Below are 25,970 nucleotides of genomic sequence, written 5' to 3' on the forward strand. Positions count from 1 at the left end.
CCAGTTCCGGTCGGGGAGGCGGGCAGGCGCCGTCTGTGTTCCGTACGCCTTTGTACGGGACGTCTTTTACGGGTTTTACGGGTTTTACGGGATCCGTCGGATCCGTCAGACCATGAGCGAGCGGTCCGTCGGACGGATCGGGGCCGGCAGGTCGCTGGCGCCCGTCAGGAAGCGGTCGACGCCCCTGGCCGCCGAACGGCCCTCGGCGATCGCCCACACGATGAGGGACTGGCCGCGGCCGGCGTCACCGGCGACGAACACGCCCGGCACGTTGGTCTGGAAGTCGGCGTCGCGGGCGACGTTGCCGCGCTCGTCGAGCTCCAGGCCGAACTGCTCCACCAGGCCGTTCTCCCGGTCGGTGCCCGTGAAGCCCATCGCCAGCGTCACCAGCTGGGCGGGGATCTTGCGCTCCGTGCCCGGCTTGGCGGTCAGCTTGCCGTCGACGAACTCCACCTCGGTCAGGTGCAGCCACTGGACGTTGCCGTCCTCGTCGCCCTCGAAGTGAGTGGTCGAGACGGAGTAGACGCGCTCGCCGCCCTCCTCGTGCGCGGAGGTGACCTTGTACAGCATGGGGAAGGTCGGCCACGGCTGGGCGAGCGGGTGCCGCTCGTCGTTCGGCCGGGGCATGATCTCCAGCTGGGTGACGGAGGCCGCGCCCTGGCGGTGGGCGGTGCCCACGCAGTCGGCGCCGGTGTCGCCACCGCCGATGACCACGACGTGCTTGCCCTCGGCCGAGATCGGCGGCGCCACGAAGTCGCCCTCCTGGACCTTGTTGGCCAGGGGCAGGTACTCCATCGCCTGGTGGACGCCCTTGAGCTCCCGGCCCGGGACGGGCAGGTCGCGGGCGGTGGTGGCGCCGGCGGCGATGACGACCGCGTCGTACCGCTTCTTCAGGTCGGTCGCCTTGAGGTCGACGCCGATCTCGACACCGGTACGGAAGCGGGTGCCCTCCGCGCGCATCTGCTCGATACGGCGGTTGATGTGCCGCTTCTCCATCTTGAACTCGGGGATGCCGTAGCGCAGCAGGCCGCCGACGCGGTCGGCGCGCTCGTACACCGCGACGGTGTGGCCGGCCCGGGTGAGCTGCTGGGCGGCGGCCAGGCCCGCCGGGCCCGAGCCGATGACCGCGACGGTCTTGCCGGACAGGCGCTCAGGGGCCCGCGCGGCGACGTCACCGGTCTCCCACGCCTTGTCGATGATCGAGACCTCGACGTTCTTGATGGTGACGGCCGGCTGGTTGATGCCGAGCACACACGCCGACTCGCACGGAGCGGGGCACAGACGGCCCGTGAACTCCGGGAAGTTGTTGGTGGCGTGCAGGCGCTCGGAGGCGGCGGCCCAGTCCTCGCGGTAGGCGTAGTCGTTCCACTCGGGGATCAGGTTCCCCAGCGGACAGCCGTTGTGACAGAACGGGATGCCGCAGTCCATGCAGCGGCCGGCCTGCTTGCTGATGATCGGCAGCAGGGAGCCGGGGACGTAGACCTCGTTCCAGTCCTTCAGGCGCACCTCGACGGGACGGGACTTGGCGACCTCGCGGCCGTGGTTGAGAAAGCCCTTCGGATCAGCCATTGATCGCCGCCTCCATCATCTTCTCGGTGATCTCGGTCTCGGACAGACCGTCTCGCTCGGCGGCGTCCTTGGCGGCGAGCACTGCCTTGTAGGTGCTGGGGATGATCTTGCTGAAGCGGTTCACCGCGGTGTCCCACTCGGCGAGCAGCTTCTCGGCGACCGTGGAGCCGGTCTCCTCCTGGTGGCGGCGCACGACGTCGTGCAGCCACTGCCGGTCGGTGTCGTCGAGCGCCTCGACGGCGCTCACGCTGGCGACGTTGACGTTGTCGCGGTCGAGGTCGATCACGTAGGCGATGCCGCCGGACATGCCGGCCGCGAAGTTGCGGCCCGTCTCGCCGAGGACCACCGCGTGACCACCGGTCATGTACTCGCAGCCGTGGTCGCCCACGCCCTCGGAGACCACCAGCGCGCCGGAGTTGCGGACACAGAACCGCTCGCCCGTGCGACCGCGCAGGAACAGTTCGCCGCCGGTGGCGCCGTAGGCGATGGTGTTGCCCGCGATCGTCGAGTACTCGGCGAGGTGGTCGGCGCCCCGGTCCGGGCGGACGACCACGCGGCCGCCGGACAGGCCCTTGCCGACGTAGTCGTTGGCGTCGCCCTCCAGGCGCAGCGTGACGCCGCGCGGCAGGAAGGCGCCGAAGGACTGGCCCGCCGAGCCGGTGAAGGTGATGTCGATGGTGTCGTCGGGCAGGCCCGCGCCACCGAACTTCTTCGTCACCTCGTGGCCGAGCATGGTGCCGACCGTGCGGTTGATGTTGCGGATCGCGACCTGGGCGCGGACCGGCTGGGCGTCGGTCGCGGAGTTCGCGGCCAGCGCGTCGGCGGCCAGCTTGACCAGCTCGTTGTCGAGCGCCTTCGCCAGACCGTGGTCCTGCTCGACGACCTGGTGGCGCACCGCGCCCTCGGGCAGCTCGGGCACGTGGAAGAGCGGGGCCAGGTCCAGGCCCTGGGCCTTCCAGTGGTCGACGGCACGGGTGACGTCGAGCGCCTCGGCGTGGCCGACGGCCTCCTGGATGGAGCGGAAGCCCAGCTCGGCGAGGATCTCGCGGACCTCCTCGGCGATGAACTTGAAGAAGTTCACGACGTACTCGGCCTTGCCGGCGAACCGCTCGCGCAGCAGCGGGTTCTGGGTGGCGATGCCGACCGGGCAGGTGTCCAGGTGGCAGACGCGCATCATGACGCAGCCGGAGACGACGAGCGGCGCGGTCGCGAAACCGAACTCCTCGGCGCCCAGCAGCGCGGCGATGACGACGTCGCGGCCGGTCTTGAGCTGGCCGTCGGTCTGCACGACGATCCGGTCGCGCAGGCCGTTGAGCAGCAGGGTCTGCTGGGTCTCGGCGAGGCCGAGCTCCCAGGGGCCGCCCGCGTGCTTGAGCGAGGTCAGCGGGGAGGCACCGGTGCCGCCGTCGTGACCGGAGATGAGGACCACGTCCGCGTGCGCCTTGGAGACACCCGCGGCAACCGTGCCGACGCCGACCTCGGAGACCAGCTTCACGTGGATGCGGGCCTGCGGGTTGGCGTTCTTGAGGTCGTGGATCAGCTGAGCCAGGTCCTCGATGGAGTAGATGTCGTGGTGCGGCGGCGGGGAGATCAAGCCGACACCGGGGGTGCTGTGCCGGGTCTTGGCCACCCACGGGTAGACCTTGTGGCCGGGCAGCTGGCCGCCCTCGCCGGGCTTGGCGCCCTGGGCCATCTTGATCTGGATGTCGTCGGCGTTGACGAGGTACTCGGAGGTGACGCCGAAGCGGCCGGAGGCGACCTGCTTGATCGACGAGCGGCGCGCCGGGTCGTACAGGCGCTCCGGGTCCTCGCCGCCCTCACCGGTGTTGGACTTGCCGCCCAACTGGTTCATGGCGATGGCGAGGGTCTCGTGCGCCTCCTTGGAGATGGAGCCGTACGACATGGCGCCGGTGGAGAAGCGCTTGACGATCTCGCTGACCGGCTCGACCTCGTCGACGGGGATCGACGGGCGGTCGGAGGTGAAGCCGAACAGGCCGCGCAGCGTCATCAGCCGCTCGGACTGCTCGTTCACGCGGTCCGTGTACTTCTTGAAGATGTCGTAGCGCGCGCTGCGCGTGGAGTGCTGGAGGCGGAAGACCGTCTCCGGGTCGAACAGGTGCGGTTCGCCCTCGCGCCGCCACTGGTACTCGCCGCCGATCTCCAGGGCGCGGTGGGCGGGCGCGATGCCGCTGGCCGGGTAGGCCTTGGCGTGGCGGGCGGCGACCTCCTTGGCGACGACGTCGATGCCGACGCCGCCGATCTTGGTGGCGGTGCCGTTGAAGTACTTCTCCACGAAGGCGCTGTCGAGACCGACGGCCTCGAAGACCTGGGCGCCGCGGTAGGAGGCGACGGTGGAGATGCCCATCTTGGACATGACCTTCAGGACGCCCTTGCCGAGCGCGTAGATCAGGTTGCGGATGGCCTGCTCGGGCTCGATGTCCGACAGGAAGGTGCCCGCGCGGACGAGGTCCTCGACGGACTCCATCGCCAGGTAGGGGTTGACCGCGGCGGCGCCGAAGCCGATGAGCAGGGCGACGTGGTGGACCTCGCGGACGTCGCCGGCCTCGACCAGCAGGCCCACGCGGGTGCGCTGCTTGGTGCGGATGAGGTGGTGGTGGACGGCCGCGGTGAGCAGCAGCGACGGGATCGGCGCGTGCTCGGCGTCGGAGTGACGGTCCGACAGGACGATCAGGCCGGCGCCGTTCTCGATGGCGGCGTCGGTCTCGGCACAGATGTCGTCGATGCGCGCGGCGAGGGCGTCGCCGCCGCCGGAGACCCGGTACAGACCGGACAGCGTCGCGGCCTTGAAGCCGGGCAGGTCGCCGTCGGCGTTGATGTGGATGAGCTTGGCCAGCTCGTCGTTGTCGATGACCGGGAAGGGCAGCAGGACGCTGCGACAGGACGCGGCGACCGGGTCGAGCAGGTTGCCGGAGGGGCCGAGGGAGGAGCGCAGCGAGGTGACGAGCTCCTCGCGGATGGCGTCCAGCGGCGGGTTGGTGACCTGCGCGAACAGCTGGGTGAAGTAGTCGAAGAGCAGGCGCGGGCGCTCGCTCAGCGCGGCGATCGGCGAGTCGGTGCCCATCGAACCGATCGGCTCGGCGCCGGACTTGGCCATCGGGGCGAGGATGACGCGCAGTTCTTCCTCGGTGTAGCCGAAGGTCTGCTGGCGGCGGGTGACCGAGGCGTGGGTGTGCACGATGTGCTCGCGCTCGGGCAGGTCGCCCAGCTCGATCTCACCGGCCTCCAGCCACTCGGCGTACGGCTGCTCGGCGGCGAGACCGGCCTTGATCTCGTCGTCCTCGATGATGCGGTGCTCGACGGTGTCGACGAGGAACATCTTGCCGGGCTGGAGGCGTCCCTTGCGGACGACCTTCGCGGGGTCGATGTCGAGGACGCCGACCTCGGAGCCGAGGACGACGAGGCCCTCGTCGGTGACCCAGTAGCGGCCGGGGCGCAGACCGTTGCGGTCGAGCACGGCGCCGACCTGGGTGCCGTCGGTGAAGGTGACACAGGCCGGGCCGTCCCAGGGCTCCATCATCGTGGAGTGGAACTGGTAGAAGGCGCGCCGGGCCGGGTCCATGGAGTCGTGGTTCTCCCACGCCTCCGGGATCATCATCAGCACGGAGTGCGGCAGCGAACGGCCGCCGAGGTGCAGCAGTTCGAGCACCTCGTCGAAGGACGCGGAGTCGGAGGCGTCCGGGGTGCACACCGGGAAGATCCGGTCGAGCTCGCGGTCGCCGAACAGGTCGGAGACGAGCTGCGACTCGCGGGCCTGCATCCAGTTGCGGTTGCCCTTGACGGTGTTGATCTCACCGTTGTGCGCGACGAAGCGGTACGGGTGCGCGAGCGGCCACGAGGGGAAGGTGTTCGTGGAGAAGCGCGAGTGGACGAGCGCGATCGCGGAGGCGAAGCGGCGGTCGGACAGGTCCGGGAAGAAGGGCTCCAGCTGACCGGTGGTCAGCATGCCCTTGTAGACGATCGTGCGGGCGGAGAGGGAGGGGAAGTAGACCCCCGCCTCGCGCTCGGCGCGCTTGCGCAGCACGAAGGCCGTGCGGTCGAGCTCGATGCCCTTCCGGTCGTCCCCGCCGGAGACGAAGATCTGCCGGAAGGCGGGCATCGTCGAGCGGGCGGTGGCGCCCAGCAGCGCGGGGGCGACGGGGACCTCGCGCCAGCCGAGGACCGTGAGGCCCTCCTCGGCGGCGATCGTCTCGATCCGCGCGACGACGTCGTCGGTGCCGTCCTCGGGGAGGAAGGCGATGCCGACGGCGTATCCGCCGGCCTCGGGGAGCTCGAAGCCGGCCACCTCGCGGAAGAAGGCGTCCGGGACCTGCGAGAGGATGCCCGCGCCGTCACCGGAGTCGGGCTCGGAGCCGGTGGCGCCTCGGTGTTCGAGGTTGCGCAGCACCGTGAGTGCCTGCTCGACCAGCGCATGGCTCGCCTCGCCGGTGAGGGTGGCCACGAAACCGACGCCACAGGCGTCCTTCTCGTTGCGGGGGTCGTACATACCCTGCGCAGCAGGGCGAGCATCCATGAAAGACCAGTTCTGGCCATTCATGGAGTGCTGGGACGGCTGGCGCGGCGTACGCATCGGCTCTCCCGTCGTCGTCAAGTGGCATGTGAGGGTGCCGAGGGACGACGTTGGCCCTCTGCTGAGTGTGCTCAAAATTTCGTGCAGGTTACATGATGGAGCGATTCCCGGGAACCGGATACTCCGTTCCAACATGCGGACGCCACGGTGTCGCGGCGGGGGTACGCGCACGGTGGCGAGAAGTATGTGGTGACCGAGCGGAGCAGATCGATGTCCGTCGGCCCAAAAGGGGGTGGAGGGAGCGTCTTCGCCCACTCCACCGGCGCGCCGCGAGCCTCGTTGCTCGAGCGCTTACGGCTCATGCCCAGTGGTTAAGCATTCGAAACCAGCGAGTAACGGTTACTTATGCGTCCCACCGCATAAGTTCCGTCCTGACTATCCTACGGCCGTTCCGAACAGACTGCCGAGGGCGTACGTCACACCGGCCGCCGCGCCACCCAGCGCGAGCTGCCGCAGACCGCTGTACCACCAGGACCGCGCCGTCACCCTGGCCACCACGGCACCGCAGCCGAAGAGGCCGAGCAGAGCGAGCAGCACCGCCGGCCACAGCACGGTGGCACCGAGCAGATACGGCAGTACCGGCAGCAGGGCGCCCAGGGCGAAGGAGCCGAAGCTCGACACGGCGGCGACCAGCGGCGAGGGCAGATCGCCCGGGTCGATGCCGAGCTCCTCGCGGGCGTGGATCTCCAGCGCCTGCTCGGGGTCGCGCGAGAGCTGCCGCGCCACCTCCCGGGCCAGTGCGGGCTCGACGCCACGCGCCTCGTACAGCGCCGCGAGCTCGGCCTCCTCGTCCTGCGGGTGCTTTCTCAACTCCCGCCGCTCCACGTCCAGTTCGGCTTCGACGAGTTCGCGCTGCGAGGCGACGGAGGTGTACTCGCCCGCCGCCATGGAGAAGGCGCCGGCGGCCAGGCCCGCGAGCCCGGTCAGCACGATGGCGTTCTGGCCGACGGCCCCGCCCGCGACACCGGTCATCAGCGCCAGGTTGGAGACCAGGCCGTCCATCGCACCGAACACGGCGGGGCGCAGCCAGCCGCCGTTCACATCGCGGTGCGTGTGGTTGTCGCGGTGCGCCTCGTGCAGCGTCGCCTCGGTGTCGATGATCGCCATGAAGGTCCCCCAGGAAGCTTAGGCAAAGCTAACTTTAGATTGAATCCACTTTTCGACAACACCGACACTACGCCGTGAAATTCCCCGCCACCAGCAAGGGAAGGCTGGGCTAACCTGCGGTTTTACCATCGCCCGCTCATCCGTGTTGACCTCTGCACAGATGTCGACCGGGTGATGCTGGGTTCTCCGAGGCTCTGCCGGGCCGCTCCGGTGGGACACATCCGCAAAGGGTTCCGCGCCCTGGTCGGAGCCCCCGGAGGAGAGGCCTCGTATGCCATCCACCGCCTGCATTCCCCCGGTCCCGGCGCCCGGCGGCGCCGCAGAACTCCGCGACCGGGCCCGCGGCGCCCTGCTGGGCCTGGCCGTCGGCGACGCGCTCGGCGCACCGGCCGAGAACATGAAACCGTCCGAGATCCGCGCCCGCTGGGGCCGCATCACGGGGTACGTCGCCGAGAGGCCGGCCGGTACCGACGACACCGAGTACGCGATCTTCTCCGGCCTGCTGCTGGCCCGGCACGGCTGTGCGCTCACCCCGGCCCATGTGGGGGCGGCCTGGCACGAGTGGATCGCGGACCGGGCGGAGGGCCCCTTCCGGGGCGCCGGGTTCAGCGAGCGCGGCACGCTGGAGAACCTGCGCCGCGGCCTCGCCGCCCCCATCTCCGCCCAGCACCGCCACGCCTGGAGCGACGGCCTCGCCATGCGCGCGGCCCCCTTCGGGGTGTTCGCCGCGGGCCGCCCCGCCGAGGCGGCCCGGCTGGTGGCGATCGACGGCTCGGTCAGCCACGAGGGCGAGGGCATCTACGGCGGCCAGGCCGTGGCCGCCGGGGTCGCCGCGGCCATGGCGGGCGCCCCGCCGATCACCGTGGTCGCCGCCGCCCTCGCGGTCGTCCCCGACGACTCCTGGACGGCCCGCTCCCTGCGCCGCGCCGTGGCCGTGGCCCACCGCGGCGAACGCGCCGTCCGCTCCGCCGTCGTCATCGGCGGCTACCCCTGGACCGACCTGGCCCCCGAGGCGGTCGCCCTCGCCTTCGGCGCGTACGCGGCGGCCGACGGCGACTTCCGGGACGCGGTGCTGACCGCGGTCAACATGGGGCGCGACGCCGACACCACGGCAGCGGTGGCGGGCGCGCTGGCGGGCGCGACCCAGGGGGAGCACAGCATCCCGGCGGAGTGGGCGGCCGCGATCGGCCCGGCCCGCGGAAGCTGCCTGCCGTCCATGGCCGGCCACCACGTCCTCGACGTGGCGGAACTGCTGACCCCGGGCGAGGGCGGCAAGTGGGCCCCGACCGGCCCGGCCCCCGCACGGCGGACGGCCCCCGCACCGACGCCGGAACCCGCACGGCGCACGGCCCCCGCACCGACGCCGGAACCCGCACGGCGCACGGCCCCCGCACCGACGCCGGAACCCGCACGGCGCACGAACCCCCTACCCGAGCCGGACCCCGTGCGGCGGCCGGAACGGGTGCGGCCGCGGCTGCGGCGGGCGGCGCAAGGCGATCGGCTGCTGCCCGCCGCCGCGCCGGGCACCGCCGCGCCGGGCGCCCCCGCGGCGGCCGGCACCCGCACCTCCGCGCCGGGCGCCGACACCCCGCAGGTGCGCTCATGACGCCGCCCGGACCCTGGGACGACGGCGCCGACGCGGGCACCGCCGCGCACACCGTCGGCGCGGGCCTCGCCCCCGCCCCGGCCCCCGCCTGCGCACCCCTTCCGGACCCCCGCCCCCGGCGCGTCGAGGGCCTGCTGCTCGGTCTCGCCGCCGGGGACGCGGCCGGCTGGCCCGCCGCCCGGCACCGCGCGGCCCGGATGCCGGAGTGGACCCGTCGCCTCACCCGCGAGCTGGACACCTTCGCCGAGCAGAACGCGACGACCACGCTCCCCGTCCCCATCGCCCTCAACCAGCCCCCCGAGCCGCTGCGCCTCGGCCCCTCCGACGACGCCGAGTGGGCGGCGTTCGCGGCCGAGGCCCTCCTGCGGGCCGGCGACGACAGCGTCCTCGGCGACCTCAGCCGCGAGCGCCGCACCCGGGCCGCCATCGACCTGACCTGGAACGCCGTGGCCAGCGAGGTCGCGGCGGCGGCCGACCGGGCCCCGGAGATCGAGTCGGCGGTCCTCCCCCTGCGCGCCCGCATCTCGGTACGGGCCGGACTCGGCAACCTGGCCGCCGGGCTGCGCCCGCCCGCCACCGGCCACGACAATCCGCACTACTTCGACGACGCGGCCTGCGTACGGGCCTGCGTGCTCGCCGTGGCCCATCCCGGCGACGCCCGGCTCGCCGCCGGACTGGCCGAGTTCGACGCCCGCTACACCCAGGACGGCGACGGCGTGCACGGCGCCCGTGCGATGGCGGCGGCCCTCTCCCTGGCCCTCGTCGGCGCGGGGGTGGAGACCTGTGTGACCGCGGCGCTGGCCGAGCTGCCCGAGGAGACGGAGATCGGCCGCAACGCCCGGCACGCGCTCCGGCTCGCGCGCGACGCCGACAGCGCCTTCGCCGCGGTCCCCCTCCTCGAACACCAGATCGTCGACCACGTCTACAGCTACGGCATCGCCGCCGCGGAGACCGTCCCGGTCGCCCTGGCCCTGGCCGCCGCGGCGCACGGCCGGATCGCGGAGGCCGTCCCCGCCGCGGCCTGTCTGTCCCGGGTCGCGGACTCGGCCCCGGCCCTGGCCGGTGCCCTGACCGGGGCCCTGAGCGGCGGCGCCGCGATCCCCGCGTCCTGGCGCGCCACCTGCCGCACCCTGTCCGGCTGCGCACTGCCCCGGCTCACCGACACGGACCTGGTGGAACTCGCCGAACTCCTGGAAGCCACGCAACCGGCGCCACCAGGAGGATGATTCGGGGCATGACGCCCAAAGGAGAAGAAAGTCACGCGGCGCCCCTCGACGAGCGGATCACCGGAGCCCTCGTCGGGGCGGCCGTCGGCGACGCCCTCGGCGGCCCCGTCGAGGGCTACTCCCCCGACCAGATCCTCGAACGCCACGGCGGCCGCGTGCACGGCATCGTCGGCCCCTGGAACGGCGACGCCTGGCGCACCGCCCGCCCCATCGCCCCGTACCACAAGGGCGACGGGCACGTCACCGACGACACCCTGATGACCCATGCGCTGGTCCGGGTCTACGCCGCGGTCCGCGACCACCTGGACGCGTACGCGATCACGGACCGGCTGGTGCCGGACCTGATGACCCAGCCCCGGTGGATCCCGGAGCTGGAGGCGGAGGCCCTGCCCTTGCAACGGGTGTTCCTGGCGGAGAAGTGGCTGGTGGCCCGACTGCACTACGGCCATGTCGACCCGCGCGAGGCGGGCGTCGGCAACATCGTCAACTGCGGCGCGGCGATGTACATGGCCCCGGTCGGCCTGGTCAACGCGGCCAACCCGGCGGCCGCGTACCAGGAGGCACTGGACATCGCCGGCGCGCACCAGTCGTCGTACGGCCGCGAGGCGGCGGGTGTCTTCGCGGCGGCCGTCGCCGCGGCGGCCGCCCCCGGCGCGACACCCGACTCGGTCGTGGCCGCCTGTCTGTCCCTGGCGAAGGACGGCACGCGCACGGCTATCGAGGCGGTCTGCGAGACGGCCGCCCGGTACACGGAGTTCGAGTCGGCGCTCGGCCCGCTGCGCGAGGCGGTTGCCCCGTTCGACACCGTGGGCCCCGACTACCGCGCCCCGTCGCTGGCCGCCCGCCGCCCGTCCCGGCTGCACGCGATCGAGGAACTCCCCGTCGCCCTGGGCATGGTGGTGCTGTCGGCCGGCGACTACCGCACGGCGGTGCTCGGTTCGGTGAACTACGGACGCGACTGCGACTCGATCGCGACGATGGCGGGCGCGGTGGCGGGCGCGCTGGGCTCACCGGTACCGGAGGACTGGGCGAAGACGGTCGCGGAGGCCAGCCGGCTGGACCTGTGGGAGCCGGGCCGTACGCTCACCGAGGTGACCCGGGAGATCTTCGAGCGGGACGTCCGCCGGCGCCGCGCCCACGAGGCGGCCTTCTGCGAGATCGGGGGCCCGAGGTGCTCCGGCTGACCTGGGTGCAGCCGGAGGACCTGGTGGGGCACGAACTCCGGCAGGCGGCCCAGGACGGACGGGAGGCCTCGGCGATCGCGGCCCGGTGGCGGGCGGCGGGCGGCCGGTCCGCGCCGCTGCGGGCGGGGGCGTCGGCGGATCCCGCCTCGCGCTGGCTGCGCCAGCTCGCGGAGGACCTGCTGGACGAACTCGCCGACCTGCCCGGCAGGTTGACGGACGAGGAGCCGACGGACCTGGCCGCGATCAGGGCGAGCTGCCCCGACTGGCCCGCGCCGCCCCCGCCCGGCCGCCGACCGGCCCCGGACGGCCCGCTCCCGCTGGAGGCCGCCTGGCTGGGCCGGGCGGCCGGCTGTCTGCTGGGCAAGCCCGTCGAGAAGCTCCCCCTGACCGCCATCCGCGCCCTCGCCCGGTCCACCGGCAACTGGCCGCTGACCGGCTGGTTCACGGCCAGGGGCGTCCCCGGCGAACTGCTGCGCGCCCACCCCTGGAACCGCCGCTCGGCGCCCACCTCGCTGGCCGAGAACATCGACGGCATGCCCGAGGACGACGACCTCAACTACCCGCTGCTCAACCTCCTGTTGCTGCAACGCCACGGCAGGTCCTTCACCACCGTCGACGTCGCCACCGTCTGGCTGGACGAACTCCCCGCCGGCCGCACCTTCACGGCCGAGCGCCTGGCCTACCGCAACCTCCTGGCCGGTCTCGTCCCGCCGCACACCGCCCGGCACCGCAACCCCTTCCGCGAATGGATCGGCGCCCTGATCCGCGCGGACGTCCACGGCTGGACCAACCCCGGCGACCCCGGGGCGGCCGCCGAACAGGCCCACCGCGACGCCACCCTCACCCACACCGCCAACGGCGTCTACGCGGCGATGTTCACGGCGGCCGTCATCGCGGCCGCCTTCGGCGACGCCTGCGTGGGTGGCGGTACGGGCAGGGGGGACATCCATGCCTGCCTGCGCAAGGGGCTGGCGGTCGTCCCGCCCCGCTCCCGGCTGGCCCGCGCCGTCACCCACGCCATCGAACTGGCCCGGGAACAGCCGGACTTCGACACGGTCGTCGACGAACTCCACGCCCGTTACTCGGCCACCCACCACTGGGTCCACGCGATCCCCAACACCGCGCTCGTCGCCGCCGCCCTCACCCACGCGGACGGCGACTTCGCCGGCTCCATCTGCCGTGCCGTCTCGGGCGGTTGGGACACCGACTCCAACGGGGCGACCGCCGGCAGCATCGCCGGCCTGCTCGCCGGCACGCCCGCCGCGCTGCCCGACCGCTGGACCACCCCCCTGAAGAACCGCCTCTCCACCTCCGTCGGCGACTTCGACGGCACCGGCTTCGACACCCTGGCCCACCTCACCCTCGTGGAGGCATCTCGCCCATGACCCGAATCGTCGTGCTCGGCAGCACGAACATGGACCTCGTCGCCTATGTCGAGAAGGCCCCGCAGCGCGGGGAGACCGTGACGGGACGGGAGTTCCGTACGATCCCCGGCGGCAAGGGCGCCAACCAGGCGATCGCCGCCGCCCGCGCCGGGGCCGGCGTGGCGATGATCGGCGCGGTCGGCAACGACTCCTTCGGCACCCGGCTGCGCGCCACCCTGGAGGACTCCGGCGTCGACACCGGCCTGCTGCGCACCGCCGAGGGCCCCTCCGGCACCGCGCACATCGTCGTGGACGACGAGGGCGGCAACGCGATCGTCGTGGTACCCGGCGCGAACGGCACCGTGGACCACCTCACCCCCGCCGACGACAACCTCGTCGCCTCCGCCGACGCCCTGCTGCTCCAGCTGGAGATCCCGCTGCGGGCGGTCGTCGCGGGAGCACGCGCCGCCCGCGCCCACGGCGTCCGTACGATCCTCACCCCCGCCCCCGCCCAGCCGCTCCCGCCCGACCTGCTCGCCGCCGTCGACCTGCTGGTCCCCAACGAGCACGAGGCCGCCGCCCTCACCGGCCGCACCGACCCGCGCGAAGCGGCGCTCGCCCTGCTCGACCAGGTGCCGGAGGTGGTCGTCACCCTCGGCGCCGCGGGCAGCCTGTACGCGGCCCGGGGCGCCGCACCGCTCACCGTCCCGGCGCCCCGGGTGAGCGCCGTGGACTCCACCGGAGCGGGCGACACCTTCGTCGGCGCGCTGGCGGTCGCCCTCGGCGAGGACCGGTCCGTGCGGGAGGCCCTGGCCTGGGCCGCCGCGGCGGCCGCGCTGTCCGTGCAGCGGGAAGGGGCGTCGGCGTCGATGCCTTACCGCTCCGAGATCGAGGCACGGTACACCGCATGACCGACGCCCCGGCCCCTGACGGCCCGCACCCTGGCACCCCGCTCCCCGGTACCCCGCGTACGGACGCCCCCTCCCCCGGCACCGCACGCGACGACGTCCCGCCCACCGGTACCCCGCGTCCGGAGGTGCCGCACACCGGCCCCCCGCTGACCGGTCTGCGCGTCCTCGACCTCGCGACCCTCTTCGCCGGGCCGCTGGCCGCCACCATGCTCGGCGACTTCGGCGCCGAGGTCGTCAAGGTCGAGCACCCGACCAGGCCCGACCCGTCCCGCGGCCACGGCCCGTCGAAGGACGGCGTGGGGCTGTGGTGGAAACTGCTCGCCCGCAACAAGCGCGCGATCACCCTCGACCTGTCCAAGCCCGGCGGCCGGGCGACCCTGCTCCGGCTCGCCGCCACGGCCGACGTGATCATCGAGAACTTCCGCCCCGGCACCCTGGAGAAGTGGGATCTGGGCTGGGAGGAGCTGTCCGCGGCCAACCCCCGTCTGGTCCTCACCCGGGTCACCGGCTTCGGCCAGTTCGGTCCGTACGCGCACCGGCCCGGCTTCGGCACCCTCGCCGAGGCGATGAGCGGCTTCGCCGCGATCACGGGCGAGCCGGACGCGCCCCCGACCCTGCCCCCGTTCGGCCTGGCCGACTCCATCGCCGGCCTGGCCACCGCGTACGCCGTGATGACGGCGCTGGCCGCCCGGGACCGTACGGGCCGGGGGCAGGTCGTCGACATGGCGATCATCGAGCCGATCCTGACCGTCCTCGGCCCGCAGCCCCTCTGGTACGACCAGCTCGGTCACGTACAGCCGCGCACCGGGAACCGCTCCCAGAACAACGCCCCGCGCGGCACCTACCGCACGGCCGACGGCGGCTGGGTCGCCGTCTCCACCTCCGCCCAGTCGGTCGCGGAACGGCTGATGCACCTGGTCGGCCGCCCCGAGCTGATCGACGAGCCGTGGTTCGCCACCGGCGCCGAGCGGGCCCGGCACACCGACGTCCTCGACGCGGCGGTCGGCTCCTGGATCGCCGAGCGTTCCCGGGACGAGGTGCTCTTGGCCTTCGACAAGGCGGAGGCGGCGGTCGCCCCGGTCCAGGACGTGCGCGAGGTGATGACCGACCCCCAGTACGCGGCCCTCGGCACCATCACCACCGTCGACGACCCGGAACTGGGCCCGCTGCGCATGCAGAACGTCCTCTTCCGGCTCTCCGCCACCCCGGGCGCGATCCGCTGGGCGGGCCGGCCGCACGGCGCGGACACCGACGCGGTGCTGACCGAGCTGGGCCTGTCCCCGGCCCGGCTGGCCGATCTGCGGGCGGAGGGCGCCGTATGACGAAGACCCCGTTGACCTGGCTGTACGTCCCCGGTGACCGCCCCGCGGTGGTCGCCAAGGCGCTCGTCTGCGGCGCCGACGTCGTGGTGGTCGACCTGGAGGACGCGGTCGCCCCGGACCGCAAGGAGTACGCCCGCGCGGCCACCGCCGAGCTGCTCTCGCAGACGCAGCCGGTCCCCGTCCACGTCCGGGTCAACGCCCTGGACGGGCCGCTGGTCGCGGCCGACCTGCACGCCGTGGCCGCCCTGCCGGGGGTGTCCGGGCTGCGCCTGCCGAAGGTGACCTCGCCGGAGCAGATCGCCGGTATCGCCGGACGCACGGCCGGAGCGGGCACCGGCACCCCGCCCCTGCACGCCCTCCTGGAGACGGCTCTGGGCATCGAGCACGCCCACGCCATCGCCCGCGCCCACCCGGCGCTGCGGGGCATCTCCCTGGGCGAGTCGGATCTACGGGCCGACCTGGGCGTGCCCGGTGACACCGGCCTCGACTGGTCCCGCTGCCGGGTGGTCGTCGCCGCGCGGGCGGCGGGCCTGCCGCCCCCGGCCCAGTCGGTGTACCCGGACATCCGGGACCTGGACGGCCTGGCCGCGACCTGCGCCCACGGCCGGGCGCTCGGCTTCCTGGGGCGCGCGGCCATCCACCCCCGCCAGCTCCCGGTCATCGAGCGCGCCTACCTGCCCACCGCCGAGGAGATCGAGCAGGCGGAGGCGGTGGTGAAGGCGGCGGCCCGGGAGCAGGGCGCCCAGGCGCTGCCGGACGGGACGTTCGTCGACACGGCGGTGGTGGCGCAGGCCCAGCGGACGCTGTCGCTGGCCCTGCGCCGCTGAGCCCCGACGCGGGAACCACGGGAACACGACAGGGCGCCCCGGGCCGTGCGGCCCGGGGCGCCCTGTCGTCGTACGGTCCGACGTCAGCCCTTCTTGCCCGCCGACTCGGTCCGGTCGTCCTTCGCCTTCGCGTCCGAGGCGTCGTCGGCGGCGTCGGCTTCGGTGTCGGCCTCGGCCGCCGTCCCGCCCTCGGGCCGGTCGGCCGGCGTGCCCTCGGCCGCGTCCCCGGCCCCGCGGTCCGCCTCGGCGTCCGCCGTGTCCTCGGTCCTGTCCTCGGCCTCGGCCTCGGTCTTGTCGGTCTTGTCGTCGGCCTGCGCCTCGGTCCCGTCGCCGCCCTCGGGGCCGGCGCCGGGCTCGACCTCGGCCTCCCGGCCGGGCCGCTTCTTCGCCGACACCACGATGTACAGCACCGCGAGCAGGAAGACGACGAGCGCGGTCCAGTCGTTCAGGCGGAGCCCCAGGATGTGGTGGGCGTCGTCGACCCGCATGTACTCGATCCAGCCGCGGCCCACGCAGTACGCCGCGACGTACAGCGCGAACGCCCGGCCGTGTCCGAGCTCGAAGCGGCGGTCGGCCCAGATGACCAGGAACGCGACGCCGACGCACCACAGGGACTCGTACAGGAACGTCGGGTGGTAGGTGCCCGGGATCCGGCCGTCCGTCGAGGACGTGATCTTCAGCGCCCACGGCAGGTCGGTGGGCCGTCCGTAGAGCTCCTGGTTGAACCAGTTGCCCCAGCGTCCGATCGCCTGGGCGAGGGCGATGCCGGGGGCGATGGCGTCGGCGTAGGCGGGCAGCGGGATGCCGCGACGGCGGCAGCCGATCCACGCGCCCACGGCGCCGAGCGCGATGGCGCCCCAGATGCCGAGGCCGCCCTCCCAGACCTTGAAGGCGTCCACCCAGTCACGGCCCTCGCTGAAGTACAGCTCGTAGTCCGTGATCACGTGGTAGAGCCGGCCGCCGACCAGGCCGAAGGGCACGGCCCAGACCGCGATGTCGGCCACCGTGCCGGCCCGCCCGCCGCGGGCGATCCAGCGTTTGTTGCCGAGCCAGACGGCTACGAAGACGCCGATGATGATGCAGAACGCGTAGCCGCGCAGCGGAATGGGACCGAGGTGCAGCACCCCGCGCGACGGGCTGGGAATGTAGGCAAGTTCCATGGCAAGGTCGACGCTACCGTGCCGGACCGGGCCCACGGCAGGCAGCCCGGCTACGGCTCCATAACAGGCGGGCGGGGATCAGTCACCGTTCCTCAGGACTGAGCAGAAGTGAGCCCACTCAGCCGCACGCTCCGAACGGTCTTGAGCGCTCCCCCACTGCCTCAAGGGCGTGGGAGGTGCCCCCAGGTCCCCGGCGTACTCAACCCCGGGGCGGCGACACGCATCATGTGCGTGGTCCGGTCCCGGGAGGCCGGTTCCCCGCACGACCTGGCCGGACGGGTACGGCCAGAGGCGACGGGCAGGCCCCGAACCATCTCTCCGGTGGAGCGGGGGCCCCGCACGCCGACGCCACACCTGACGTCCCAGATCATGCAGTCACGCCAACCCAATCGGCCCAGGAGACCGCAAGCCCACGAGCCGACCATCACACGATCGAGCTAATCCGGCCTCGTGCGCACTCTCTGATTAAGTAGTTGCCTACCCCTTGGCCGCCTGCTGCACCATCTCCTTCAGCTTCTGCGGGGTCATCGTCGGGTCCTGGTAGATGTTCTTGCCGTCGAGCAGCACGGTCGGGGTACCGCCGAATTTCCCGGCCTTGAAGGCCTCGTTCGACTTCACGACCCAGCTGTCGTGCGTGCCCTCCTCGACGCACTTGCGGAACTCCGGTGTGTCGAGACCGTCGACCTTGCCCGCGAGCTCGATGAGCTTGGCGTTGTCCGCGTAGGCGTCCTGGGTCTCCGGCGGCTGGTTCTCGTAGAGCACGTCGTGGTACGCGGTGAACTTGCCGGCGTCCTGGGCGCAGGCCGCGGCGTTGGCGGCCTTGCGGGAGCCGCTGCCGCCCATGTTGCCGTCGATGAGGGTGGCCAGGTGGTACTCCACCTTCAGCTGCCCGGCGTCCGTCAGCTCGTGGACGGTCGGGCGGTACGCCGCCTCGAAGGCCTTGCAGGCCGGGCAGCGGAAGTCCTCCCAGACGGTGAGCGTCGACTTCGCGCTCTCCTGGCCGACCGGGATGGCGAGGCCGTCCTTGCCCTGCGCTCCCGAGGGCGCGGCGACCGGGCCCGCGTTGCCGCTCTTGTCCTTGCCGGCGTTCGCGGCGACGATGCCGATCACCGCCGCCAGTCCCAGTACGCAGACGACGCTCGCGCCCACGATCAGCGTCCGTCGACGCCTCTCCCCGGCCTTCTGCTTCTCACGTTCGACCGCCAGCCGCTCGCGTGCGGCGCGCTTTCCGTCATGGTGGTTCTTCTCGCTCACACACGCAGGAACGAACCGGGGAGGCGCAGCGCGCCTCCCCGGCCCCAGGTCCACCCGTTCGAGTGACTCGTACGGAATGTCCCTTACGTCACACCTGTCGGCGCACGCCCTTCGCGAGGTCGCCCGCGAGCGCGCGGACCGCCTCGAGGCCGGCCGCCTCGTCCGGGGCGTCCAGCATCCGCTTGACGAAGGCCGAGCCGACGATCACGCCGTCGGCGAAGTCGGCCACCTCGGCGGCCTGCTCGGCGTTCGACACGCCGAGGCCGACACAGACGGGCAGGCCGGTGCCGGTGGCCCGGGTGCGCCGGACCAGGTCCTCGGCCTGCGCGCCCACCGAGGCCCGGGTGCCGGTGACCCCCATCAGCGAGGCGGCGTAGACGAAACCGCTGCCCGCCGCGGTGATCTCGGCGAGCCGCTCGTCCTTGCTGCTGGGTGCCACCACGAAGACCGTCGCGAGGTCGTGCTTCGCGGCGTGCTCCCGCCACAGCGCGGACTCCTGCACCGGCAGGTCGGGCAGGATCGCCCCGGCCCCGCCGGCCCGGGCGAGCTCGGCGGTGAAGCGCTCGACGCCGTAGCGGTCGATCGGGTTCCAGTACGTCATCACCAGGACGGGCTTGCCGGTCGCCTCGTGCGCCTCGCGCACCGTGCGCATCACGTCGGCGATCCGGACGCCGCCGCGCAGGGCGATGTCGTCGGCGGTCTGGATGACGGGGCCGTCGAGGACCGGGTCGCTGTGCGGCAGGCCCACCTCGACGACGTCGGCACCGCCGTCGAAGGCGGCCTTGATCGCCTCGATGCCGCCGTCCACGGTCGGGAAACCGGCCGGGAGGTAGGCGATGAGGGCGGAGCGGCCCTCGGCCTTCGCGGCGGCGAGGGTGTCCGACAGCAGCCGGCCGTTCCCGCCGTTCGATGCAGTCCCGCTCACTTGGCGTCCCCCTCGATCTCGGCGATGTCGGCCGCGTCGGCGGCGACCTCGGCGTCGGTGTCGTACAGGCCGAAGTAGCGCGCGGCGGTGTCCATGTCCTTGTCGCCGCGGCCCGACAGGTTGATGACGATCAGCCCGTCCGGGCCGAGCTCACGGCCGACCTCCAGGGCACCGGCGAGGGCGTGGGCGCTCTCGATGGCCGGGATGACGCCCTCGGTGCGCGACAGCAGGCGCAGGGCCTGCATCGCGGCGTCGTCGGTCACGGCGCGGTACTCGGCGCGGCCGCTGTCCTTGAGATACGAGTGCTCGGGGCCGATGCCCGGGTAGTCCAGGCCGGCCGAGATCGAGTACGGCTCGGTGATCTGGCCCTCGTCGTCCTGGAGGACGTAGGAGCGCGAACCGTGCAGGATGCCGGGCTCGCCCGCGGTCAGGGTGGCCGCGTGCTCGCCGGTCTCCACGCCGTGCCCGGCGGGCTCGCAGCCGATCAGGCGGACGTCCGTGTCGGGGATGAAGGCGTGGAAGAGGCCGATGGCGTTGGAGCCGCCGCCGACGCAGGCGACGGCCGCGTCGGGCAGCCGGCCGGCGCGCTCCAGGATCTGGCGCCGGGCCTCGACGCCGATGACCCGGTGGAAGTCGCGGACCATGGCGGGGAAGGGGTGCGGTCCGGCGACGGTACCGAACAGGTAGTGGGTGCGGTCGACGTTGGCGACCCAGTCCCGGAAGGCCTCGTTGATGGCGTCCTTCAGGGTCCGGCTGCCGGACTTCACGGCGACGACCTCGGCGCCGAGCATGCGCATCCGGGCCACGTTGAGGGCCTGGCGCTGGGTGTCGATCTCGCCCATGTAGATGGTGCATTCGAGGCCGAACAGCGCGCAGGCGGTGGCCGTCGCGACGCCGTGCTGGCCGGCGCCGGTCTCGGCGATGACCCGGGTCTTGCCCATGCGCTTGGTGAGCAGGGCCTGGCCGAGCACGTTGTTGATCTTGTGGGAGCCGGTGTGGTTCAGGTCCTCGCGCTTGAGGAACACCCGGGCGCCGCCGGCGTGCTCGGCGAACCGGGGCACCTCGGTGAGGGCGCTGGGCCGGCCGGTGTAGTTGACCAGCAGGTCGTCGAGCTCGCGGGCGAACTCGGGGTCGGACTTCGCCTTGTCGTACTCGACGGCGACCTCGTCCACGGCGGCGACGAGCGCCTCCGGGATGAACTTGCCGCCGAACGCGCCGAAATAGCCCTCGGCGCTGGGCACCTGGCCGGTGGGGTCAGGGAAGAAGAAATCGCTGGGCATGCGAAAACCTCACGGTGAGTGTGCGGAAAAAGACACTGTTCGCCGTGGGGGCGGAGACACGTCCGATGGGCGCGAGCCGTCAGTGGTCGCTCGCGCCCGCGCGGCGGTAGCCGCACGTTCGGTACTGCCCCGCGCCCCTGCAGGGGCGCTGCCATCGCCTGCCGTTGACCTGGCCGGGCTCGTCACCGATGACGTAACGCACCCGACGGCCGTGCACCCGGCGCGCGGGGGCACGGCAGCCGCGGGGCCGGCAGCCGCGCGCGAGGCGGGCGTACCGGTCCACGGTCGTCGAGAGTGTCGTGGGCGCCATCGGGATCAACCCTAGCGGTGCGTCAGTCGCGTCCGTGCCGCAGCGCCGGGTGCTCGCCCGCCGCCACCAGGTCGGACACCGCGGCCTTGGGGTCGCGGCCGGTGACCAGGGACTCGCCGACCAGGACCGCGTCGGCGCCGGCGTTGGCGTAGGCGATGAGGTCGTGCGGCCCGCGGACGCCGGACTCGGCGATCTTGACGATGTGGGCCGGGATCTCGGGGGCGACCCGCTCGAACGTCGAGCGGTCGACCTCCAGGGTCTTCAGGTTGCGCGCGTTGACGCCGATGACCTTGGCGCCCGCGTCCACCGCGCGCTCGACCTCGTCCTCGTCGTGCACCTCGACCAGCGGCGTGAGCCCGATGGACTCGGCGCGCTCGATCAGGGACTCCAGGGCGGGCTGCTCCAGGGCCGCGACGATCAGCAGGGCGAGGTCGGCACCGTAGGCGCGCGCCTCCCACAGCTGGTAGGAGGTGACGATGAAGTCCTTGCGCAGCACGGGGATGTCCACGCGGGCGCGGACCGCTTCGAGGTCCGCCAGCGAGCCGCCGAAGCGGCGCTGTTCGGTCAGTACGGAGATGACGGCGGCGCCGCCCGCCTCGTAGTCGGCGGCCAGCCCCGCCGGGTCGGCGATCGCGGCCAGCGCGCCCTTGGACGGGCTGGAGCGCTTGACCTCGCAGATCACCTTGACGCCCTCGCCGCGCAGCGCGGCCACCCCGTCCTTGGCGGGACGAGCCTTGGCCGCGCGCTCCTTGAGCTCGTCGAGGCTGACGCGCGCCTGCCGTTCCGCGAGGTCGGCACGGACTCCGTCGATGATCTCGTCGAGCACACTCACGCGAGCGGCCCCCTTCCAGACGGTTGACTCTTCAAGCGATCGGGCCTGCGCCCCGGGGCTGCCGCTCGGGCACTGCCGGTGGGCGCGATTCACGGCCACTGCGATGGTATCCGGAGGAAGGCGTAGGCCCCGCATCCGGTTGACACCGGTCCCACTACCTGGACGTCCGTCCCCCGGTCAAGGGTGCAGCCAGCCGCCGAACGGCAGGTTCCGGACCACGCTGAAGACCAGCAGCGACACGCCCAGTGTCCACAGGTGCGCCGGGCCGAGGTCGATCCGCAGCGGCCGTCCGCGGGCCGCGCGGACCACCCAGACGGTCCACAGTACGGCGAAGCCCAGATAGCCGAGCACGGCGGCCGCGTTGTCCTGGAGGGCCGTCACGAGGTCGCCGTGGACGAAGGCGTGCGCACTGCGCAGACCACCGCAGCCGGGGCAGTAGATGCCGGTCAGGCGCAGCAGCGGGCAGACGGGATAGTGGCCCGGCTCGTTGGGGTCCACGGCGCCGACGTAGACGAAGGCGCCCGCGACGGCCGCGAGCAGTCCGGCGGGCACGGCCAGCCGCCCCACGACGGTCCCCGTGGACAGGTCCCGGGCCCCCTGGCTGTCGGCGTTCACGCCTCGCATTCTGCCCCGTGCGGGCCGTGAGCGCGCGACAGGGGGCGCACCCGCGCGCTCGACGGCGCGGGTCCGCCCCCTGCGGGGTACGCGGTGACGCGGGTGTTCAGCCCTCGACGCCGGCCGGCTCGCGGCCCGCGGGGGACTGGACGACGAGGGGGGCCTGCTTCGGCTGGCCCAGACCCGCGGCGCTCATCGCCCAGCCGACGACACCACCGAGGGCGACGATGACCATGCCGCCCCAGAAGCCCAGGGGCTGCGCCATCACCATGAAAGCGCCCGCGACGCAGAAACCGATGAAGGCGATGATGACACCGGTCCAGGCGGCCGGGGTGTGACCGTGGCTGCTGCCCGCCATGACTTGCTCCTCGTTGCTGTGTACGTGTGTACGTGTCTGAGCCGGACGCTCACCGTCCATTGTCCCGTACGCGGACGCGGCCCGTGATCGGGGGTGCTTCCCGCGCGTACGGCACGCCGCGGCGCGGCGGATCACGGCCGGGGCGGCGGCCGGACCCCGGTGTTCCGCGCTGTGGGGATGTCAGGCGGGGTCGGGGTCGGTGCCCGTCGGGTCCTCTCCCCGGTCCAGGGCCTTCCAGATGTCCTCCGGCCGGTCGGGGTCGACGGCCGGCGCCGCGCGGCGTGTCCTGGGCCTGCCGTTGCGCTCGTAGCGCCCCGACATCGCCGGCCACAGCGGGCCGTAGCGCAGGGCCAGCAGCCCGGCCAGCAGGATCAGGGCGCCGCCCACGGCGGCCACGTACGGCCACGCGGTGTGGGTGAAGGCGGCCACGACGGCCGAGGTGTCGCCGGAGGCCTGCGCGGCCTTCTCGTCGAGCGCGGAGGCGTCGGAGGCGCCGAGCAGCGCCGCGGCGACGATCCCGGCACCGGAGAGCGCGAGCAGCGCGGAGACCAGTTGGCGGCCGGTGCGACGGACCGCGAAGACGGCGACCAGCGCGGCGAGACTCACTATCGCCAGGGCCGCGGGGACGCCGGTGACGTCGCTGCCCTTGACGGTCAGCGGGAAGTCGCCGCCGGCGACCGTCGCGGTGCCCTGCGACCAGCGCTGGCGGGTGGCCAGCAGGGCCACGGCGGCGCCCAGCGCCCCGCTCGGCAGGGCGACGGCGAGGCTGCGGCGGCCGGACCGGACCGGAGCGGCTTGGGCACGAGGGTGAGGAACAGCAGTCACGTACCCCACTATCGCCTGAACCCCGGGCGAACCGGCACCCGGGGCGACGTGAGACGCGCCCTACTTGCCGGCCCCGTTCACCCGCCGAGCCGGTTCGCGGTGTGCACCGCGCGCAGCACCGCCGCCGCCTTGTTGCGGCACTCGGTGTCCTCGGCGACCGGGTCGGAGTCGGCGACGATGCCCGCCCCGGCCTGGACGTAGGCGGTGCCGTCGCGCAGCAGGGCCGTACGGATGGCGATGGCGGTGTCGGAGTCGCCGGCGAAGTCGAGATAGCCGACGCAGCCGCCGTACAGCCCGCGCCGGGACGGCTCCAGTTCGTCGATGATCTGCATCGCGCGCGGCTTCGGCGCGCCGGACAGGGTGCCCGCCGGGAAGCAGGCGGTCAGCACGTCGAAGGCGGTGCGGCCCGCCGCGACCCGCCCGGTGACCGTCGAGACGATGTGCATCACGTGCGAGTACCGCTCGACGGACATGAAGTCGACCACCTCGACCGAACCCGGCTCGCAGACCCGGCCGAGGTCGTTGCGCCCGAGGTCGACCAGCATGAGGTGCTCGGCGCGCTCCTTGGGGTCGGCGAGCAGTTCGTCGGCGAGGGCCTGGTCCTCCTGCGGGGTCGCCCCGCGGTGCCGGGTGCCGGCGATCGGGTGGACCATGGCCCGCCCGTCCTCGACCTTGACCAGCGCCTCCGGGGACGAGCCGACGACGTCGAAGCCCTCGAAGCGGAACAGGTACATGTACGGGGAGGGGTTGGTGGCCCGCAGCACCCGGTAGACGTCCAGCGCGCTCGCCGTGCACGGCGTCTCGAAGCGCTGCGAGGGGACGACCTGGAACGCCTCGCCGGCCCTGATGCGCTCCTTGACGTCCTCCACGGCCCGCTGGAAGTCCGCGCCGCCCCACAGGGCGCTGTACTCGGGGAGTTCGGAGGGCGGGAGCACGGCGGGCGGCTGGGCGACCGCGCGGGAGAGGTCGGCCTCCATGGCGTCCAGCCGGGCCACGGCGTCGGTGTAGGCGTCGTCGACGCCGGTGTCGAGGTCGTTGTGGTTGATCGCGTTGGCGATCAGCAGGACGGAGCCCTCCCAGTGGTCCATGACGGCCAGGTCGCTGGTGAGGAGCATGGTCAGCTCGGGCAGCCGGAGGTCGTCGCGCTCGCCGGGGCCGATCTTCTCCAGTCGGCGCACGATGTCGTAGCCGAGGTAGCCGACCATTCCGCCGGTGAAGGGCGGCAGGTCGTCCTGGCCGGGGGTGTGCAGGGTCTCGATGGTGGCGCGCAGCGCGGCGAGCGGGTCGCCGTCGACGGGGACGCCGACGGGCGGGGCGCCGAGCCAGTGGGCCTGGCCGTCACGCGCGGTGAGCGTGGCGGAGCTGCGGACCCCGACGAAGGAGTAGCGGGACCAGGACCGTCCGTTCTCCGCGGACTCCAGCAGGAAGGTGCCGGGGCGCTCGGCGGCGAGCTTGCGGTAGAGCGCGACCGGGGTGTCGCCGTCGGCGAGGAGCTTGCGGGTGACCGGGATGACCCGCCGGTCGGTGGCCAGTTTGCGGAACGTCTCGAGGTCCATGGCGGCTGACCTTACTGATCGTCGGCGGACACGCCGGAATCGGCGGCGTCCGCGAGCAGTACGTCCTCGTCGAAGCAGGTGCGCGCCCCGGTGTGGCAGGCGGCGCCGACCTGGTCGACCTTGACCAGCAGCGTGTCGGCGTCGCAGTCGAGGGCGACGGACCGGACCCACTGGAAGTGACCGGAGGTGTCGCCCTTGACCCAGTACTCCCGGCGGCTGCGGGACCAGTACGTGCAGCGGCCCGTGGTCAGCGTGCGGTGCAGCGCCTCGTCGTCCATCCAGCCGAGCATGAGCACCTCGCCGGTGTCGTACTGCTGGGCGATGGCGGGCACGAGGCCGTCGGCGCTGCGCTTGAGCCGGGCGGCGATCTCGGGGTTCAGGCTGCTGGGCGGGGGCGTGCTGGTCATGGCTGCCATTGTGCCGCGCGATCCGGGCGTTCCGGGCGCGGTGTCCACTGGGCGGACCCGGCGCGCGGCCGTAGGCTGACGGCATGTCGACCTTCGCCAAGCGTGAACGGCTCCTTCTCGCCGACCTCTTGGAGGTCAACGGTCCGCAGGCCCCCACTTTGTGCGAGGGCTGGCAGACCCGTGACCTCGCCGCGCACGTGGTGGTGCGCGAGCGCCGCCCGGACGCCGCCGGCGGCATCCTGGTCAAACAGCTCGCGTCCCGCCTGGAGAAGGTGATGGAGGAGTTCGCGGCCAAGCCGTACGAGGAGCTGATCCAGCTGATCCGCACCGGGCCGCCGCGCTTCTCGCCGTTCCAGCTCAAGCAGGTCGACGAGGCGTCGAACACGGTGGAGTTCTACGTCCACACGGAGGACGTCCGCCGGGCGCAGCCGGACTGGGCGCCGCGCGAGCTGGACTCGGTGTTCCAGGACTCGCTGTGGTCCCGGCTGGAGCGGTCGGCCCGGCTGGTGGGCCGCCGGGCGCCGACCGGTCTGGTGCTGCGTCGCCCGGACGGCCGGACGGTGGTGGCGCACAAGGGCACGCCGGTCGTGACGGTGACCGGCGAACCGTCGGAACTGCTGCTGTTCGCGTACGGGCGGCAGAGCGTGGCCGCGGTGGAGCTGGAGGGCGAGAAGGCCGCGATCGCCCAGCTGCACGAGTCCAAGGGGCTGGGCCTCTGAGGCGCCGGGCCTCCGATCCGGGCGG

At 73.1% G+C, this 25,970-nt stretch carries 22 protein-coding genes; 8 read left to right on the top strand and 14 right to left on the bottom strand.

Annotated features, from left to right (window positions below; translation table 11 throughout):
- Positions 1-105: 105 nt before the first annotated feature.
- From ACWC24_RS16480 to ACWC24_RS16490, 3 genes are all read right to left on the bottom strand, one after another.
- Positions 106-1,569, bottom strand: a complete 1,464-nt coding sequence (locus tag ACWC24_RS16480) for a glutamate synthase subunit beta (protein WP_450663514.1) — start codon at positions 1,567-1,569, stop codon at positions 106-108.
- Positions 1,562-6,157 carry a glutamate synthase large subunit gene (gene gltB / locus ACWC24_RS16485; protein ID WP_450663515.1) on the bottom strand — a complete coding sequence of 1,532 codons (4,596 nt, stop codon included), beginning with the start codon at positions 6,155-6,157 and terminating at the stop codon, positions 1,562-1,564. Before gltB ends, ACWC24_RS16480 begins: the two co-directional genes overlap by 8 nt.
- 375 nt (positions 6,158-6,532) lie before the next feature.
- Positions 6,533-7,264: a VIT1/CCC1 transporter family protein gene (locus ACWC24_RS16490; RefSeq protein WP_392619372.1), complete on the bottom strand. Its 732-nt coding sequence runs from the start codon at positions 7,262-7,264 to the stop codon at positions 6,533-6,535.
- 271 nt (positions 7,265-7,535) lie between these two features.
- Here ACWC24_RS16490 and ACWC24_RS16495 point away from each other — a divergent pair, with 271 nt between their 5' ends.
- Genes ACWC24_RS16495 through ACWC24_RS16525 form a run of 7 tightly spaced genes read left to right on the top strand, consistent with a single transcriptional unit; the run spans position 7,536 to position 15,704 of the window.
- On the top strand, positions 7,536-8,870 hold the full coding sequence (locus ACWC24_RS16495) for an ADP-ribosylglycohydrolase family protein (RefSeq protein ID WP_450663516.1): 1,335 nt from the start codon (positions 7,536-7,538) through the stop codon (positions 8,868-8,870).
- The gene (locus tag ACWC24_RS16500; RefSeq protein ID WP_450663517.1) at positions 8,867-10,096 is read left to right on the top strand and encodes an ADP-ribosylglycohydrolase family protein; all 1,230 of its coding nucleotides are present in this window, start codon (positions 8,867-8,869) and stop codon (positions 10,094-10,096) included. The genes ACWC24_RS16495 and ACWC24_RS16500 overlap by 4 nt, the downstream gene beginning before the upstream one ends.
- Before the next feature lie 8 nt (positions 10,097-10,104).
- Positions 10,105-11,280, top strand: a complete 1,176-nt coding sequence (locus tag ACWC24_RS16505) for an ADP-ribosylglycohydrolase family protein (protein WP_450663518.1) — start codon at positions 10,105-10,107, stop codon at positions 11,278-11,280.
- On the top strand, positions 11,268-12,665 hold the full coding sequence (locus ACWC24_RS16510) for an ADP-ribosylglycohydrolase family protein (RefSeq protein ID WP_450663519.1): 1,398 nt from the start codon (positions 11,268-11,270) through the stop codon (positions 12,663-12,665). The genes ACWC24_RS16505 and ACWC24_RS16510 overlap by 13 nt, the downstream gene beginning before the upstream one ends.
- The gene (gene rbsK / locus ACWC24_RS16515; RefSeq protein WP_450663520.1) at positions 12,662-13,555 is read left to right on the top strand and encodes a ribokinase; all 894 of its coding nucleotides are present in this window, start codon (positions 12,662-12,664) and stop codon (positions 13,553-13,555) included. Before ACWC24_RS16510 ends, rbsK begins: the two co-directional genes overlap by 4 nt.
- Positions 13,552-14,877, top strand: coding sequence for a CaiB/BaiF CoA transferase family protein (locus ACWC24_RS16520; RefSeq protein WP_450663521.1), 1,326 nt, complete (start codon positions 13,552-13,554; stop codon positions 14,875-14,877). Before rbsK ends, ACWC24_RS16520 begins: the two co-directional genes overlap by 4 nt.
- Complete coding sequence (locus tag ACWC24_RS16525) at positions 14,874-15,704, top strand: HpcH/HpaI aldolase/citrate lyase family protein (protein WP_450663522.1); 831 nt, start codon at positions 14,874-14,876, stop codon at positions 15,702-15,704. Before ACWC24_RS16520 ends, ACWC24_RS16525 begins: the two co-directional genes overlap by 4 nt.
- An 83-nt stretch (positions 15,705-15,787) precedes the next feature.
- On the opposite strand, the gene lgt is transcribed toward ACWC24_RS16525, so the two are convergent.
- The 11 genes from lgt to hisI all read right to left on the bottom strand — a co-directional run bounded on the left by lgt (position 15,788) and on the right by hisI (position 25,226).
- Entirely contained in the window at positions 15,788-16,864 is a 1,077-nt protein-coding gene (lgt, locus tag ACWC24_RS16530; protein WP_450663523.1) for a prolipoprotein diacylglyceryl transferase, read from the bottom strand.
- Between the two features lie 477 nt (positions 16,865-17,341).
- Positions 17,342-18,118, bottom strand: a complete 777-nt coding sequence (locus tag ACWC24_RS16535; RefSeq protein WP_450663524.1) for a DsbA family protein — start codon at positions 18,116-18,118, stop codon at positions 17,342-17,344.
- An 88-nt stretch (positions 18,119-18,206) separates the two neighbouring features.
- Positions 18,207-19,043 carry a tryptophan synthase subunit alpha gene (gene trpA, locus ACWC24_RS16540; RefSeq protein ID WP_450663525.1) on the bottom strand — a complete coding sequence of 279 codons (837 nt, stop codon included), beginning with the start codon at positions 19,041-19,043 and terminating at the stop codon, positions 18,207-18,209.
- Complete coding sequence (gene trpB / locus ACWC24_RS16545) at positions 19,040-20,323, bottom strand: tryptophan synthase subunit beta (RefSeq protein WP_450663526.1); 1,284 nt, start codon at positions 20,321-20,323, stop codon at positions 19,040-19,042. The genes trpA and trpB overlap by 4 nt, the downstream gene beginning before the upstream one ends.
- Positions 20,324-20,402: 79 nt before the next feature.
- Complete coding sequence (gene trpM, locus ACWC24_RS16550) at positions 20,403-20,633, bottom strand: tryptophan biosynthesis modulator TrpM (protein WP_450663527.1); 231 nt, start codon at positions 20,631-20,633, stop codon at positions 20,403-20,405.
- A gap of 22 nt (positions 20,634-20,655) precedes the next feature.
- Positions 20,656-21,465: an indole-3-glycerol phosphate synthase TrpC gene (trpC, locus tag ACWC24_RS16555; protein ID WP_450663528.1), complete on the bottom strand. Its 810-nt coding sequence runs from the start codon at positions 21,463-21,465 to the stop codon at positions 20,656-20,658.
- A gap of 177 nt (positions 21,466-21,642) precedes the next feature.
- Positions 21,643-22,089 (bottom strand): DUF2752 domain-containing protein, encoded by a 447-nt coding sequence (locus ACWC24_RS16560; RefSeq protein ID WP_450663529.1) that lies wholly within the window; start codon positions 22,087-22,089, stop codon positions 21,643-21,645.
- A gap of 97 nt (positions 22,090-22,186) precedes the next feature.
- Positions 22,187-22,438 (bottom strand): HGxxPAAW family protein, encoded by a 252-nt coding sequence (locus tag ACWC24_RS16565; protein WP_450663530.1) that lies wholly within the window; start codon positions 22,436-22,438, stop codon positions 22,187-22,189.
- A 180-nt stretch (positions 22,439-22,618) separates the two neighbouring features.
- On the bottom strand, positions 22,619-23,272 hold the full coding sequence (locus ACWC24_RS16570) for a TIGR02234 family membrane protein (RefSeq protein ID WP_450663531.1): 654 nt from the start codon (positions 23,270-23,272) through the stop codon (positions 22,619-22,621).
- Between the two features lie 68 nt (positions 23,273-23,340).
- The gene (locus ACWC24_RS16575) at positions 23,341-24,819 is read right to left on the bottom strand and encodes an anthranilate synthase component I (RefSeq protein WP_450663532.1); all 1,479 of its coding nucleotides are present in this window, start codon (positions 24,817-24,819) and stop codon (positions 23,341-23,343) included.
- 11 nt (positions 24,820-24,830) lie between these two features.
- Positions 24,831-25,226, bottom strand: coding sequence for a phosphoribosyl-AMP cyclohydrolase (gene hisI, locus ACWC24_RS16580; RefSeq protein WP_450663533.1), 396 nt, complete (start codon positions 25,224-25,226; stop codon positions 24,831-24,833).
- 83 nt (positions 25,227-25,309) lie between these two features.
- Between hisI and ACWC24_RS16585 the strand changes: the two genes are divergently transcribed.
- Positions 25,310-25,945, top strand: coding sequence for a TIGR03085 family metal-binding protein (locus ACWC24_RS16585; RefSeq protein WP_450663534.1), 636 nt, complete (start codon positions 25,310-25,312; stop codon positions 25,943-25,945).
- Positions 25,946-25,970 lie beyond the last annotated feature (25 nt).

Source organism: Streptomyces sp. NPDC001443 (assembly GCF_053597355.1).

Bases quoted from the DNA above. Each gene is read 5' to 3' on its own strand.
- ACWC24_RS16480 (WP_450663514.1), bottom strand. From the start codon at position 1,569: ATGGCTGATCCGAAGGGCTTTCTCAACCACGGCCGCGAGGTCGCCAAG.
- gltB (WP_450663515.1), bottom strand. From the start codon at position 6,157: ATGCGTACGCCGCGCCAGCCGTCCCAGCACTCCATGAATGGCCAGAAC.
- ACWC24_RS16490 (WP_392619372.1), bottom strand. From the start codon at position 7,264: ATGGCGATCATCGACACCGAGGCGACGCTGCACGAGGCGCACCGCGAC.
- ACWC24_RS16495 (WP_450663516.1), top strand. From the start codon at position 7,536: ATGCCATCCACCGCCTGCATTCCCCCGGTCCCGGCGCCCGGCGGCGCC.
- ACWC24_RS16500 (WP_450663517.1), top strand. From the start codon at position 8,867: ATGACGCCGCCCGGACCCTGGGACGACGGCGCCGACGCGGGCACCGCC.
- ACWC24_RS16505 (WP_450663518.1), top strand. From the start codon at position 10,105: ATGACGCCCAAAGGAGAAGAAAGTCACGCGGCGCCCCTCGACGAGCGG.
- rbsK (WP_450663520.1), top strand. From the start codon at position 12,662: ATGACCCGAATCGTCGTGCTCGGCAGCACGAACATGGACCTCGTCGCC.
- ACWC24_RS16520 (WP_450663521.1), top strand. From the start codon at position 13,552: ATGACCGACGCCCCGGCCCCTGACGGCCCGCACCCTGGCACCCCGCTC.
- ACWC24_RS16525 (WP_450663522.1), top strand. From the start codon at position 14,874: ATGACGAAGACCCCGTTGACCTGGCTGTACGTCCCCGGTGACCGCCCC.
- lgt (WP_450663523.1), bottom strand. From the start codon at position 16,864: ATGGAACTTGCCTACATTCCCAGCCCGTCGCGCGGGGTGCTGCACCTC.
- trpB (WP_450663526.1), bottom strand. From the start codon at position 20,323: ATGCCCAGCGATTTCTTCTTCCCTGACCCCACCGGCCAGGTGCCCAGC.
- trpM (WP_450663527.1), bottom strand. From the start codon at position 20,633: ATGGCGCCCACGACACTCTCGACGACCGTGGACCGGTACGCCCGCCTC.
- ACWC24_RS16560 (WP_450663529.1), bottom strand. From the start codon at position 22,089: ATGCGAGGCGTGAACGCCGACAGCCAGGGGGCCCGGGACCTGTCCACG.
- ACWC24_RS16565 (WP_450663530.1), bottom strand. From the start codon at position 22,438: ATGGCGGGCAGCAGCCACGGTCACACCCCGGCCGCCTGGACCGGTGTC.
- ACWC24_RS16575 (WP_450663532.1), bottom strand. From the start codon at position 24,819: ATGGACCTCGAGACGTTCCGCAAACTGGCCACCGACCGGCGGGTCATC.
- hisI (WP_450663533.1), bottom strand. From the start codon at position 25,226: ATGACCAGCACGCCCCCGCCCAGCAGCCTGAACCCCGAGATCGCCGCC.
- ACWC24_RS16585 (WP_450663534.1), top strand. From the start codon at position 25,310: ATGTCGACCTTCGCCAAGCGTGAACGGCTCCTTCTCGCCGACCTCTTG.